The organism is Flavobacterium amniphilum (assembly GCF_023634845.1).
GTDB lineage: Bacteria > Bacteroidota > Bacteroidia > Flavobacteriales > Flavobacteriaceae > Flavobacterium > Flavobacterium amniphilum.
In genome coordinates this window covers 89,458-103,711 of the sequence record NZ_JAMLJL010000004.1, presented here as the reverse complement: position 1 = coordinate 103,711, position 14,254 = coordinate 89,458, and the positions used below count along the sequence as shown (strand labels likewise).

Here is a 14,254-nt window from a genome sequence, read left to right as displayed (position 1 = left end):
AACTAATTATTATGGCAAATGCGTCTCCTCTTGGTTACCCTCATGCGGGTGCCGGAACAGTAGAAATTTTATTAGAAAATGAAGATGGTGTAGATTACACGCTGTTGTTCTCACCAGACCCTAACAACAATGAATTAAAAGCAGCTAATCTTCCAATGCAGTTTTACTATTATCCAAAAGCTCCAAGATTAGCAAAAGAACCGGTTAAAGACGGGAAATATAAATTCTCAATGCAGGTTTTCAAAGGTGTTGTCGATTCAGGAAGTGTACTTGGCGCACAAGGTTTTGAAGAAGAAGCCGGTGCATTCACCACGCTGACTTCAACAATCGATGTGCCGGAATTGGTACTGAAAAAAGCAATCGACAAGTTAAAACAAAAGTTACATACAGATTACCAAAATCATAGACAGTCTAAATTGTTTGGACTATTCTCTTACCTGAAAGGAGTTGACAAGGATTTTAATTCGACTAACGTTAGACCAATCCAGTTGACCCAAAACAATATCTCAATGCATATTATTGGGAAAGAAGATGAGAATATGCCTTTTGACGGACAAAATCCTTGGTCTTTCATCGTACAGGGTGATGGTGCCGGAACAACTTTCGGTCTTGGTGAAAATGCTTTCTCAGTATTGATGGGAAGAAACAGTGCTTCTTTGGTTAAAAGTTCTTTGGAAAACGGTAACAATAACTTAGTTGTTGAAAATGCAATTAAATTTAAAGGTTACTTACCTACAACAGTTATCAAAACAACAATCGATGTAAAAAAAGTGCATACTTATTTTTCTGCTAAAGTAAATGCAAGTTGGGGTGGATTTGTTAATCTTAACTGGGAACATGAATATGAAAAAATAAAAACTGAAGGTGGTATCGTAAGTGAAATCTTTACAGATGAACAATTTTCTAACGAGGAAAAAAAGAAATTCGAAATGGAATTGTTAACTAAACAAAGAGAATTCGCTTTCCAATTACTTCAAAAAGAAATTTTTGACAAACCTGAAAAACAATTTACACCGGCTGAAAATCCAAGTGCAACTTTAGGTTTATTCAGCATATTCACTGGCGGAATCAGTGTTGGAGTTAGCTTGAAATCAGGGACTCAAATCAGAGAGGTTAAATTCACTGATGAGATTAAATTCTCAGCTGTTACCGTAATGGATAGCACTTTGAGCGCAAGTTTAACTCCGCTTACTACAAAATCCGGTGATGCAGCAAAAGAAGACTTGAAAAAATACATCACTGAAGTAAGACTTGATGAAGATTTTTCAAAAGTTCAGGTGACAACTTCATTAAACGGAGGTATTGCCAGAGTCGATAAAGATGGTATGATTACTTCTGACAGTGCAGTAAGTCAAGTAGCTATTGAAGTAGGTTACCCGGATTCAAAAGGTAAGATGGTTTGGAAAAGTTCAGGCAGAAAAATGGCTGTTGGTGGAGTGCCTTTTATCAAAACAACTACAAGTGGCGGAAAAACCATTGACGCTGTATTCCCCGCAAACTGGAATGATACCGCTATGAATGATGATAAATTCGTATTTGATTTTGTAAAAAATCAAACACCAAGCAAAATCAAGGTTCGTACAAACGTAATGTATGAAAAGGATAAAAGGGTGAAAATTGCTGATAAAGTGGCTGAGTATGAGTTTGACGGCAGAAATGTTTTCATTCCGCTTCCAATCAACCAAATGATTGATTATACATTATCAACGGAGGAACTTTATGAGTGTGACACAGTTGAAGTTACACTGAAAGTGGATAAAATGCCAACTCAGAAATTCAAATTTACAGCTGATAATTTTGAAGACATGATCCCGTATAAAGTTTGGTATGAATCAGATTACAGCATCAAACCGGCACAGTACAAAGTCAAATATACTTGTAAAGGTAAAATCGGAACTAAATCTAAAAAAGTTTCCATCTCAACTGATTTCACGCCTATTGATTATTTGGCAGGAGATGTACTTTTTGATATCCCATCTGGAACAGATGCACAAAATAAGGATATTGAAAAAATCAGAGCAGCTTTTAGTGAATAACTAGTGTATAAAGAGGGTGTAAAAGCCCTCTTTTACTCTATTAAACCAAAGTATTATGGATTTTGAAAAAGTACAATTCAGGGTTTCGGTCAAACCGGACTCTGATCTCTCATCTGTTTCATTGCTGAATATTGAAATCGGATATCCTGATTCATACGGGGAATTGAATTGGAAATCAAATGCCAGAATAATCCAGAATGCGGTTTTTTCCAAAACGTTAATTAACGGGGTGGAAACCGAAAGAATGGAACAGGCAACCTGGAAACGATTTGATGAAGAACCTAAAGCTTATGTTTTTGATTTTTCAAAATCTGATTCGGATTCAGCAAAAGTCAGAATCACTTTTTTTGATAAAAAAGGCGCGATACAAATCAATGAGCATGACGTGAATATTGATAAACCGAAAGTTGAATTTGACAATCTGGTTATTGATATTCTAAAAACTAACATCTAATTCCTTTGAAAAATGCCAGAATTAAATACATATAAATTAGTGGGGACAAAAATTGTTCCGCTTAACCGATTTAATTTAGAGGAAGGAAAAGTAAGCACCAGCTATAACACGGCAGCAGTAAAAGAAAATCCTGCCAGTTTTTCGGTTGTTACACATCCTGTTCTGAATTCCATAGCATTGAATCCGGTGATAATCGGTATTTTGAATAAAGAATACCTGCCGCTTATCGAAGACAGTAGTACTATTACGCAGGATTCTGTTTTTACAGATTATAATGAACAAACCATTAAGTTGCAGTTTCCAAGCGTTGAAATTTTTCCGTTAAACAACAATCAGATATTTTATTATGAAGATGTGCTGAACGAAAAAAGTGAAAGCTCCGGATTATTGGGAAAAGTTACCTTGAACTATGCGATTAAAAACAAGGAGGTGTCATCTACACTTCAAAATATTACGATTAATCTGCGTGAAGCAATATTAAACCTGAAAGTAAAGGATAATACAGTAAAAATCAATGGTGTTGTTGATGAGAGCAGAAAAGAAATAACGTTCAATATTAAAGACGAAGCGGTAAAAATCGCATTTACAAACTTGATAACCAATATTGAAGAACTGAAAAGTAACATCGATTTGTTTTTTAGTTTTAAAGGTTACACAAAAGCCCGCAAGAACTATATGCTGGCTAATGCTTTTAATTTTACCAGACTGTCTTCAACAGGAATAATGCCAGTAAGAACTACTGCGATCAGAAGTAAAATGACTATCGAACAGCCTTTGGTAGTACGTGAAAACGTAAGATTAAAAGAATCGGTTTCAAGTATGAGAATTGAAAATAATACGGTTCAGGCTGAATACATTAAGTGTTCTTTTATCCTCAAAATAAATAAGGTTTTGAATTATCCTTTGGGAAGCGATCCGGCTAAAAGTTTGTATAGAAAAGCCGATGGCGGATTTGTACACAATCCGTTCAATTTCAATCAGGATTTTTCGTTATACGAGCAAATTTTCGTTCCGGGAATCAATTTGGATAAATTGTCAATTTACAAATCTAAAATCACGGTTAACGAATTTTTGTTAATATCGAAAAGATACCATATTGCAAGAACATCAGATACGCAAAAGCCTTGTGTTACTACTGTGTTCCATGCAACTGAAGAAGATTCCGGTCTTTCAAATGATATTTCCAAAATCAGTTTCCAGTTTGCTATCAGTCCTGATCTCTCGGAATATGATCTGAATAAATTGAAAATCGATTTGAGAACCCATAACTTTCTGGATGGTGATACCACAAATTATTTTGATAAAGTAAACTTTATTTATCCGAATGATCTGCCGGAAACAACTTATGAAATCAACGGTAATTCTTTCTTGCAAAATGCGAATATCAGTGTCGACGGAAAATATTTTTTAATTGATTTCAGTACCGAAAATTTAAACGATGCCAGTATTTTAATCAACACCATCAATAACAGTTTGTCTCAATATGCTAACATAAATTTCAAGCACAAGGAAATCAGGGATACCAGTGTAATTGAGTTGAATATCCAAAAAACCATTGGTGAAATTTTAACGGTTGAAATTGATAATGTGTTGAAAAGGGTTACCCATAAAAATGAATCGCTATCTACTTGTAAGGTGAAATCCGTACAAACTGTCGATGAGGCTGACAATGCATATTTCTGCAGCTCGCCTTTTACTAATTATGTGGTGGAAAGTGAACAAACAAGAGATGTGAGTTTTAATCTCATCAATACTGCTTTTGGTAGTAAGACGCTTAAAAAGGTGTTTTTTGATTTTGAGTCGATTGAAAATATCAGTAAAGAATTTTCAAATATCGTGGCAACTTCAAATAATTTCAATAAGTATATCCAGGTTCAGATTGCTTCCCAGAAGACAACAACCAGTAAAATTCATGTGGAATTAACCGTTTTGGCGACTGGTGCAATATTCAACCTGGAAAGATTGAAAGCCGATTTTAAAAATCCATTACTGATTAATTTCCTTTTGACCGGTATGGCTGGAGCAGAAAGCAGGATAAACTTCAACGCAACTTATTTTGATAAGGATAATAACATTGCAAGTACGCAAAGTGGTGTTTTTGATTTCTCAAATTCAACGGTTTTGACAATTCCTAAAAAATAGAGTCATGCTAAAAAGTACCGAAACAAGATGGTTTTTAAACGATCAGTCGTTGGAAACTATTGAAAAATGGTTCAATGGGAATGAATTGTTTTTCAAGGATAAGGATTTATTTCCGAGACAGGATTATTACCTGAACTTACTTCATAAAAATTTGGGAATTAAAATTAGGGAGCCCAAAAAAGATGAAAACGGAGCGCTCAAAACCCAACTTGAAATTAAAGTTTTGTCAAGTGATGACGGTGCTTTTAAATTCAACAACGGGAATACTGCTTATGTGAATTCATGGAAAAAGCACAGTTTCAGTTTGGTACCAAATGAAAAAGAAACCAATGAAATAATCAGTTTGTTTCTACCGGAAGCAAGTAATACAAATAATTGGCTGAAGGTCGATAAAGACAGATTACTGGTGAAATTTAATGCACAAAATGAGAAACTGGTTTCTTCTGATTCAATGATTGATGAAGGAGCCGGAATTGAACTGACCAAATTGAAAATTAACGGGAATGTCTATTACAGTCTGGGCATCGAAGCGTTTTCGGTTAGTAGTAAGGAGCATGAAAATTTTCACTCAGCTACTAATTATTTGTTTAACGACCTAAAAATTTCAGGACTGGATAAAGATGATTCGTTGTCTTATCCTGAAAAGCTAATCAGTTTATCAAAATAATTACCTTATAACTGTCCGGAAACTACTGTTTAAATTAATTTTTTGTGGGCGGTTTTACAAACAATCTAAAAAAGAGAAAAATGAAAACAATACAGTATAATGTAAAATGCCCCGAGGTCATAATCCTCTGTGAATTATTAAACAGGATAGGCTTTCAGCTTACTGTTACTGATTCTTTTACAATGGTCGTTGATGCTGCCGTCAAAGAATTCCAGCTGAAAAATAATTTAGTGGTTGACGGAATCGTGGGTGTTAAAACCTGGTCAAAACTATATGAGTTGCAACCTAATCTGACTGTTCATAACGATAAATTTTTATGTGAACAGGATTTAATTGATTTTTCAAATCTGTACAATGTTGATTTAGCAGCAATCAAAGCAGTTAATCAGGTTGAGAGTTCCGGAAAAGGTTTTCTGGTCAGCGGAAAACCGAAAATTCTTTTTGAAGGGCATGTTTTTTGGAAGGAATTGGAAAAAAGAGGAGTTAATCCGGTATCATTAGTCAGCGGAAATGAAGATGTTCTGTATAAAAGCTGGACAAAGTCATTTTATCAGGGAGGTGAAGGGGAACATGACCGGCTTCAAAAAGCAATCAGTATAATTCCGGGAAGTATCGGTCCGGAACCTGCATTGGCAGCTGCTTCATGGGGATGTTTCCAGATTATGGGGAATAATGCAACACATATTGGTTACAATTCGGTTACGGAGTTTGTAGATAAAATGTATTTGTCTGAAAGAGAACATTTAATTGCATTGGGGAGATTTTTGGAATCACATTCGGCAAATTTGATTGCCTTATTAAAGGATAAAAATTGGGATAAATTTGCATATTATTATAATGGATCAAATTATAAAGCAAATAAGTATGATGAAAAATTGGCTATTGCCTATCGTAAGTATTTGTAAATGATTGTTTTAAATGCTTCATTGTGATTTTTTATGAATAATTTAATATTTAGGATAATTTTGGCATGATATTTTCATGTGATTAATTAAATCTGCGCGGATTTATTAATTAATCTATTAAAAATCTTAAATTATGTCTAAACTAAATATAAATAAAACCGAGTGGTTAGAACTCGTTTTTGAAGGAAAAAACAAAGCGTATGGAGCCTACCAATTACGTCAGGAAGAAGGAAAAACTACAACAAAAGCGTTCGTCAGTGCAATGGCTTTGCTTGGTGGAATAGCCGCCCTGCCGTTCATTTTAAGTTCGTTCACTGATAAACCTGAAATTATTACTTGCCCAATTGGACCTGATATTTCAATACATGTAACTGAAGTGAAGCTTCTGCCAAAGAAGGTACTTCCGCCAACATCAAAAGTAATGCCGCCTGCTAAAGCTCCTAAAACAATTGATTTAGTAAATCCAACTGTTGTAGATGCAGAAGAGGCTCCTGATACAAACATTACTACAAATGTTAATTTAGGACAAAATACGCCAACAGATACAAATACTGGAGGAACAGGAAACGGAAGTTCAAATACAGGTGCGGTTACAACACCGGTTCAGCCAGAACCTGTTGATAATGGGAATGAGGTGCTAACTTCGGCTGCTGTTGAAAAAAATCCAAGTTTCCCAGGTGGAATTGATGAGTTTTTAAGAATTGTAGGAAATCGTTTCAAAACACCGGAAGTAGATGAAGAAGGAACAACAAAGAGAGTAATTGTTTTCTTCGTGGTGGAAAAAGACGGAAGTCTTTCAAATATCACAGTGCCGAGAAATCCTGGTCTTGGATTGGATAAAGAAGCCATTCGTGTGTTGAAATCCATTAAAACAAAATGGGAGCCGGGTATCTATAAAGGGAGACCGGTTAGAACACAATATTCATTGCCTATTGTTGTACAAATGCAATAAAAGTCTAAACACCAAAATGTAAAAGCCATTCTTTTCAAATTGAATTGAATGGCTTTTTTCTTTTTTTTATTCAACCCAGTAAACCAGATTGATAATGATGATTCCGTCTTCGTTCTCCAGACTTTCCGAAAGTGTTACCCATTCAGGTGCAACTCCACTCCAATAACCATGGCGGGCATCAAAACGGTAATAGCCGGCAGGAAGGTTTTCGAAGCAATTGCCGTCCTGATTTGTTGGCTCAATGTATTCCCCGGTTGTTTGGTTTTGTGCCCAAAATCCTCGTAATTCTGCATCATAAACCGGATTTCCCAAATGATCTACTGTCTGAAGACAAACATTGTATAATTTGATCGTTTGTTTTAAAGTCTGGATGGCATTGATAACTTCAACAGCTTTGTTATCCTGTGCGTCCAAAACATTTTTTACTTGTGGTAAAAGGTTTAGCGCTGCATTGTTATTGTTGTTGTTCAGTAATTCGTCGATTTGGTACGTAAGTCCGATCAATTCGTCATTCAAATTGATTAAATCAGCCGTTAACGTATTGATGGCTTGTGTCGTAAAAGGAATAACCGAAACGTTTTTGGCTTCGTTTAAAAAATGATCGGTGTCATCTACATTGTTTTGTACAGAGTTTATCTGTTCAAACATTTTGTTGTTGAATAAAACCGCATTCGGATTACCAATTACAGCGATTTCTTTTGCTAATTGATTAACCGCTTCTTTTGAGTTAACAACACCTGTTCTGATGTTTCCTTCTGATTGGATTGCAGAATTCAAATGCTGTTGGGCAGTTTGGGCATAAGTCTGTCCGAAAGCCATGGCTGTCAGCGACAGTACATAAAAAATAATTTTTTTCATGATTAAGTTTATATTAAAATTCCTACAAATTTAAAATATTGTTTTAATAATCTGATGATTTTTTGGTTTACCAAATCATTAATTTTGAAAGTATTGTCTTTTATCATTTTTTAGTAATTGAATCTCATATAGTTAGCTTTGACCGAAGATATTTCGGCAAGATTGTAGTAAAAGTCAAAAAAATCATAAATATCAGGTGGCTACCTATTAATCATCAATCTTTCCATATCTTTGCAATGCAAAAATGTTTTTATGGAAACAGCTACACAATCAAATATATTGCCAACCGGAAAACCAAAATGGTTAAAGGTTAAATTACCAATAGGAGAGAAGTATACCGAACTCCGTGGATTAGTTGATAAGTATAAATTAAATACGATCTGTACTTCGGGAAGTTGTCCTAATATGGGAGAATGTTGGGGAGAAGGTACCGCAACGTTCATGATTTTGGGTAATGTGTGTACGCGTTCTTGTGGTTTTTGCGGAGTGAAAACAGGCCGTCCTGAAGATGTAGAATGGGATGAGCCCGAAAAAGTGGCACGATCAATCAAAATCATGAAAATCAAACATGCGGTAATCACCAGTGTTGACCGTGATGATTTAAAAGATATGGGATCTATCATTTGGTATGAAACCATCAAGGCTATCAGAAGAATGAATCCGGAAACTACTTTAGAAACTTTAATTCCGGACTTTCAGGGAGTGGAACGTAATATTGACCGGATCATTGAAGCAAATCCGGAAGTGGTATCGCATAACATGGAAACGGTTCGGAGGTTAACACGTGAAGTTAGGATCCAGGCGAAATACGACCGTAGTCTGGAAGTGTTGAAATACCTGAAAGACAAAGGTATCCGAAGAACTAAATCGGGTATAATGTTAGGTTTGGGAGAAACAGAAGATGAAGTAATTCAAACCATGAAAGACTTACGTGAGGCGAATGTTGATATTGTTACTATTGGGCAATATTTGCAGCCAAGTAAAAAACATTTGCCGGTGAAAGAATTCATCACTCCTGAACAATTTGCCAAATACGAGCAAATCGGGAAAGAATTAGGATTCCGTCACGTGGAAAGCGGCGCATTGGTTCGATCTTCTTATCATGCCCAAAAGCACATTCTGTAATTTTACTATCGATTTTACTTTAAATGAGTCATAAAACACGCATTGCCATTAACGGTTTTGGCCGTATTGGAAGAAATTTATTCCGTTTACTGCTTGGTCATCCTTCAATTGAAGTAGTTGCAATTAACGATATTGCAGATAATAGAACAATGGCGCATTTGCTGAAGTATGACAGTATACACGGAGTTTTGCCAAATGTTGTTTCGTTTGATGAAGATCATGTAATAGTTGATGATGTAAAATTTGTTTTTCTCCACGAAAAGGAAATTGCCAATCTGGATTGGAAATCCTTAAATATAGATTTAGTAATTGAATCTACAGGAAAATTCTTAAAATATACTTCAGCCCATCAACATATTGGGTCGGGGGCAAAAAAAGTTATTCTTTCAGCGCCGCCTGAGGATGATTCTGTCAAAACAGTGGTGTTGGGGGTTAATGAACATATTTTGGACGGATCTGAAGAAATTATTTCAAACGCCAGTTGTACGACAAATAACGCGGCCCCAATGATTAAAGTAATTCAGGATTTATGTGGTATTGAACAGGCTTATATTACAACTGTCCATTCTTATACTACAGACCAGAGTTTACATGACCAGCCACACAAGGATTTACGACGTGCACGTGGAGCTGCGCAGTCAATAGTACCAACGACTACTGGTGCTGCAAAGGCATTGACTAAAATTTTTCCAAATCTGGATAAGAAAATGGGAGGATGTGGTATCAGGGTTCCGGTTCCAGATGGATCATTAACTGATATTACTTTCAATGTCCAAAAAGAAGTTACAATCGAAGAAATTAATCTGGCATTTAAAATAGCATCTGAAAATGAGTTAAAAGGTATTTTGGCTTACACTGAAGATCCGATTGTGTCAGTCGATATCATTGGAAACCGTAATTCCTGTTTGTTTGATGCCCAACTGACTTCAGTTATCGACAAGATGGTTAAAGTCGTGGGATGGTATGATAATGAAATAGGCTATTCCTCACGAATTATTGATTTAATTGGCCGTATTAGTAAAAAATAAGTATATTTAGGGAGTTTTTTGTATAGTAATTATGTATAAAAAGTCCTTGCTACTTCTTTTTAACCTCTTCTGTTTGTTGGGATTTGCATCCAATGGATTTGAGGATGAGACGACTATTGACAGTTCTTTTTACTATACGGAAACGGCTATCTACTACAAAAACAACAGGGTGTTCGATAAGGCATTGGAAAATGCCAATAAAGCGATTGTTTTTTCCAAAAAAACACTTAATAATTCCAATCTTGCTTCGGCTTATTATACTTTAGGAATCGTTTATGTCGATCTCAGAAAATACGATGAGGCAATTGAGCGTTTTATAAGGGCGGTATCTGTTTTTAATACTATCGAACCGAATGCTAAATTAGCTTTGGCCTATTATAACCTAGGTATCTGCTATATGCAGAAAAACAATTATGGCAGGGCAGAATCATATTTTAACAAGGCAAATTCAGTTTACGAAAGTATTGATCTGAAAAACGGAAAAAATATGGTAAACCTTCAAAAGGCTTTGCTGTATATCGAGAAAAAAGAAATCGGAACTGCTGAAACTACACTTAATGAGTTGGCTCAGTTGGGAAACGGGAAAGATACTTTCAGTCTTAAAGCAGAAGCGTTTTATCAATTGGGAATCATCAAAGCCGGAAAAAAGGAAAATAGCCTTGCACTAAGCTATTTGAACAAAGCATATGAACTTAGTGTTGAAAATAAAAATGTTGAACAGCAGTTGAAAGTTGCTAAAAAATTAAGTGAATTGTATGATCAGATGACCCAGGTTAACAACTCGCTGGCTTTTCTGAAGATTCATCTTAAACTTAAAGATTCTCTTGATGCCATAGCTTTGAGTAAGAAGCAAAATCTTATTTCGGAGCAAGTTAAAGTTGGTGATATCATGCGTGATATGGAAAAATTGGATAAAGAGAAGAAAGAACAGGAAAAAGCAGGTAAATTCTCCAAGTTGATCAATATTTTAAGTATTGCCTTAATTACAATTTTGTCGTTGTTGAGTTTATCATTATATAAAAACAATATCATCCGTAATAAATCCAATGAATTGCTTCGCGAAAAAAATATGGAGTTGGAAGAAGCTAAAGAAAGAATCGAGAAAGCTTCACAGGCCAGAGCCGAATTCCTTTCAACGGTGAGCCATGAATTGAGGACACCACTAAATGCGATAAACGGAATTACCCATATTTTATTAGAAGAGAAACCCAAGGCAAATCAGGTTGAATACTTGAAATCACTTAAGTTTTCAGGTAATTATCTGTTGACATATATTAACGATATTCTTGAAATTAACCGTATCGAGTCCAATAATATTGAAATCGAAAAAATTAATTTTGATATCCGTGAGCTACTTCAGAATATTCAAAACTCATTGAAAGAGCAGGCCAGTCAAAATGATAATGAATTTGTACTTAAGATTGATGATGCTGTGCCGCAGGTTTTAGTTGGAGATCCAACAAAACTTTCACAAATCTTTATTAACTTAATTAATAATGCTTTGAAGTTTACCCAAAGCGGTACCATAGTGGTTTCGGCTAATCTGTTCAATAAAGATGAAGAAAATTGTTCGCTAGGTTTTGAAGTGGAAGATACCGGAATTGGTATTCCGTTAGAGAAACAACAATCTATTTTTGACAGTTTTTCACAGGGATCAGTTGAGATCAACAGAAAATATGGCGGTACTGGTTTGGGACTGACTATTGTAAAACGCTTGGTTTCTTTGATGAACGGAAAAATTGGAGTCAAGAGTGAGGTTGGCGTGGGATCAACTTTTTATTTCGATTTGACTTTTAAAATAGGTGAAGCAATTGTGACCAAAAACGTGAATGAAATCATGGACGAAAAAGTATTCATCAATAAGAAAATTCTTTTGGTTGAAGATAATAAAATCAACCAGATGATCACGAAGAAAATTTTGGAGAAAAAACGTATGATTGCCGAGCTTTGTGAAACGGGTGAAGATGCTATCGATATGATGCGTAAAAATAAATACGATTTAGTATTGATGGACGTTCATCTTCCTGGGATCAACGGGACAATTGCTACGGAAGAAATCAGAAAATTTGATAGTGTAACCCCTATCATTGCCTTAACGGCAATTTCACTGAATGAAAACAGGGAAATGCTGATGTCATTCGGAATGACTGATGTGATTACCAAGCCGTTTAATCCCGATAACTTTTATAAAATTATCGAGATTAACCTGATGGCTGAGCCTAATATTGTGTAATTAATTCTTTAATTAAGCGACGAACCTGTGGCTCTGCTTCGCGTGCAGCTTCCAAAACTTCTTCATGTGTGATTGAATCGATATTGTCAGCATCTCCGATATCGGTAATTACTGAAATTCCGAAAGTTTCCAAATCCATGTGACGTGCTACAATTACTTCCGGTACGGTAGACATTCCAACACAATCGCAGCCTAAAGTTTTAACCATTCTGTATTCGGAAAGGGTTTCAAAAGTTGGTCCCTGTAAGCCTAAATATACTCCATCCAAAACAGTGATGTCTAATTCAGAAGCTATTTCTTTGGCTTTTGCCATCATTTTGCGGCTGTATGGTTCGCTCATGTTGACAAAACGAGGTCCAAAGCGGGAATCGTTTTTTCCGCGTAAAGGATGTTCAGGCATCATATTAACATGATCTTTGATAATTACGATAGAACCTACTTTGTAGTTTGGATTTACACCACCTGATGCATTAGAAACAATTAATTTTTCAACCCCTAAATATTTCATTACCCTTACCGGGAAAGTAACTTCTTTCATGCTGTAGCCTTCATAAAAATGAAAACGACCCTGCATGGCTACTACTTTTTTTCCGTGAATGTGTCCGAAAACCAAAGCTCCTTTGTGTCCTTCTACTGTTGAAACCGGGAAATTCGGTATTTCATTATAGGATAAAATGTAATCTATTTCGATATCATCTGTAAATCCCCCTAAACCTGAACCCAAAATAACACCGTATTCAGGTGAGAAATTGGTTTTGTTCTGGATGTAATCAACGGTTTCCTGTACTTGTTCCCACATACTCTAAAATCTTTTTATCAAATTCATTACTACTGGTTACAAACGATGATTTTATGGGGAGGTAGTATAATTGGTCAATGGGTAATTTTCCTTTTAGACGCACAAAATCCTTTTCGGTTGTAACAATTTTTCTTCCATTTGCTGTTTCCAGAATCGTTTGAATGTCTTTTTCCGTAAAATTATGATGATCCGGAAATACCATCGTTGATTTTTTTGCAGCCTGCAAATATGCGAAAAAAGGTTCGGGTTTTGCAATGCCAGCTACCACTATTTTATCAACAACCTGAAAATTGTCTAATTTGATTTGTTTTTTTTCAGAATACACAAAGTCGTCGTATTCAATATAACTGAAGAAAACGGGTTGGTTGTTATTCAGGTAATGGTCAATTTTTTTCTTGATTTTTTCTTGTTCATTTTTAGAGATATCGGTTGGACATTTTGTTACAATAATTACGTCTGCGCGGTTAGCACCAAATCTGTTTTCACGTAAATTCCCAGTCGGAAGCATAAAGTCATTGTAAAATAAATCGTCGTAAGATGTTAACATGATGTAGAAGCCGGCTTTTACTTTCCGGTGTTGAAAAGCATCATCCAATAAAATAATTTCCGGTTTTTTGTCTTGAAGAAACAATCTTTCGATTCCGTTTTTTCTATTAGCGTCAACAGCTACTTGAATTTCCGGGAATTTCTGAAAAAACTGATAGGGTTCATCTCCTAGGATTTCGGCTGTTGCATTTTTATCTGCAAGTACAAAACCTTCCGATTTGCGTTTGTATCCTCTACTTAATGTTGCTATTTTATGTGATTCTGATAATAAACGGATTAAGTATTCGATTTGTGGCGTTTTTCCGGTTCCGCCCACGCTCAAATTACCAACAGCAATTACAGGGATGTCGTATGAGTGGGATTTTAAAATGCCTACATTGTATAAAAAATTACGGATTCCTGTTATGAAACCATACAGAACCGCAAACGGAAAGAGTAATTTTCGGAGTAAATTCATAGTACGAAAGTAGGATTTTTTATTTTTATGTTGATTCGTTTATTCGTTAATT

Annotated in this window: 12 protein-coding genes; 9 read left to right on the top strand and 3 right to left on the bottom strand. The window is 35.5% G+C overall.

All coding sequences use genetic code 11. The features are described 5' to 3' along the window. Positions 1 to 11: 11 nt before the first annotated feature. The 6 genes from NAT51_RS06015 to NAT51_RS05990 all read left to right on the top strand — a co-directional run bounded on the left by NAT51_RS06015 (position 12) and on the right by NAT51_RS05990 (position 7,156). Entirely contained in the window at positions 12 to 2,036 is a 2,025-nt protein-coding gene (locus NAT51_RS06015) for a hypothetical protein (RefSeq protein ID WP_250596513.1), read from the top strand. 55 nt (positions 2,037 to 2,091) lie between these two features. After that, positions 2,092 to 2,490, top strand: a complete 399-nt coding sequence (locus NAT51_RS06010) for a hypothetical protein (RefSeq protein WP_250596511.1) — start codon at positions 2,092 to 2,094, stop codon at positions 2,488 to 2,490. 12 nt (positions 2,491 to 2,502) lie between these two features. Further along, positions 2,503 to 4,632, top strand: a complete 2,130-nt coding sequence (locus tag NAT51_RS06005) for a hypothetical protein (protein WP_250596509.1) — start codon at positions 2,503 to 2,505, stop codon at positions 4,630 to 4,632. A 4-nt stretch (positions 4,633 to 4,636) separates the two neighbouring features. Further along, on the top strand, positions 4,637 to 5,299 hold the full coding sequence (locus NAT51_RS06000) for a hypothetical protein (protein ID WP_250596507.1): 663 nt from the start codon (positions 4,637 to 4,639) through the stop codon (positions 5,297 to 5,299). An 80-nt stretch (positions 5,300 to 5,379) separates the two neighbouring features. Then, complete coding sequence (locus NAT51_RS05995; RefSeq protein ID WP_250596505.1) at positions 5,380 to 6,204, top strand: N-acetylmuramidase domain-containing protein; 825 nt, start codon at positions 5,380 to 5,382, stop codon at positions 6,202 to 6,204. 133 nt (positions 6,205 to 6,337) lie between these two features. After that, on the top strand, positions 6,338 to 7,156 hold the full coding sequence (locus NAT51_RS05990; RefSeq protein WP_250596503.1) for an energy transducer TonB: 819 nt from the start codon (positions 6,338 to 6,340) through the stop codon (positions 7,154 to 7,156). A gap of 66 nt (positions 7,157 to 7,222) precedes the next feature. On the opposite strand, the gene NAT51_RS05985 is transcribed toward NAT51_RS05990, so the two are convergent. Beyond that, positions 7,223 to 8,014 (bottom strand): hypothetical protein, encoded by a 792-nt coding sequence (locus tag NAT51_RS05985; protein ID WP_250596501.1) that lies wholly within the window; start codon positions 8,012 to 8,014, stop codon positions 7,223 to 7,225. 252 nt (positions 8,015 to 8,266) lie between these two features. Here NAT51_RS05985 and lipA point away from each other — a divergent pair, with 252 nt between their 5' ends. From lipA to NAT51_RS05970, 3 genes are all read left to right on the top strand, one after another. Next, positions 8,267 to 9,139: a lipoyl synthase gene (gene lipA / locus NAT51_RS05980; RefSeq protein ID WP_250596499.1), complete on the top strand. Its 873-nt coding sequence runs from the start codon at positions 8,267 to 8,269 to the stop codon at positions 9,137 to 9,139. Positions 9,140 to 9,162: 23 nt separating this feature from the next. After that, positions 9,163 to 10,167, top strand: coding sequence for a type I glyceraldehyde-3-phosphate dehydrogenase (gene gap / locus NAT51_RS05975; RefSeq protein WP_250596497.1), 1,005 nt, complete (start codon positions 9,163 to 9,165; stop codon positions 10,165 to 10,167). 73 nt (positions 10,168 to 10,240) lie between these two features. Then, entirely contained in the window at positions 10,241 to 12,400 is a 2,160-nt protein-coding gene (locus tag NAT51_RS05970) for an ATP-binding protein (RefSeq protein WP_250596490.1), read from the top strand. On the opposite strand, the gene NAT51_RS05965 is transcribed toward NAT51_RS05970, so the two are convergent. Continuing rightward, positions 12,387 to 13,199 carry a purine-nucleoside phosphorylase gene (locus NAT51_RS05965; protein WP_250596488.1) on the bottom strand — a complete coding sequence of 271 codons (813 nt, stop codon included), beginning with the start codon at positions 13,197 to 13,199 and terminating at the stop codon, positions 12,387 to 12,389. The genes NAT51_RS05970 and NAT51_RS05965 overlap by 14 nt on opposite strands. After that, the gene (lpxK, locus tag NAT51_RS05960) at positions 13,171 to 14,202 is read right to left on the bottom strand and encodes a tetraacyldisaccharide 4'-kinase (RefSeq protein ID WP_250596486.1); all 1,032 of its coding nucleotides are present in this window, start codon (positions 14,200 to 14,202) and stop codon (positions 13,171 to 13,173) included. The genes NAT51_RS05965 and lpxK overlap by 29 nt, the downstream gene beginning before the upstream one ends. Between the last annotated feature and the right edge of the window lie 52 nt (positions 14,203 to 14,254).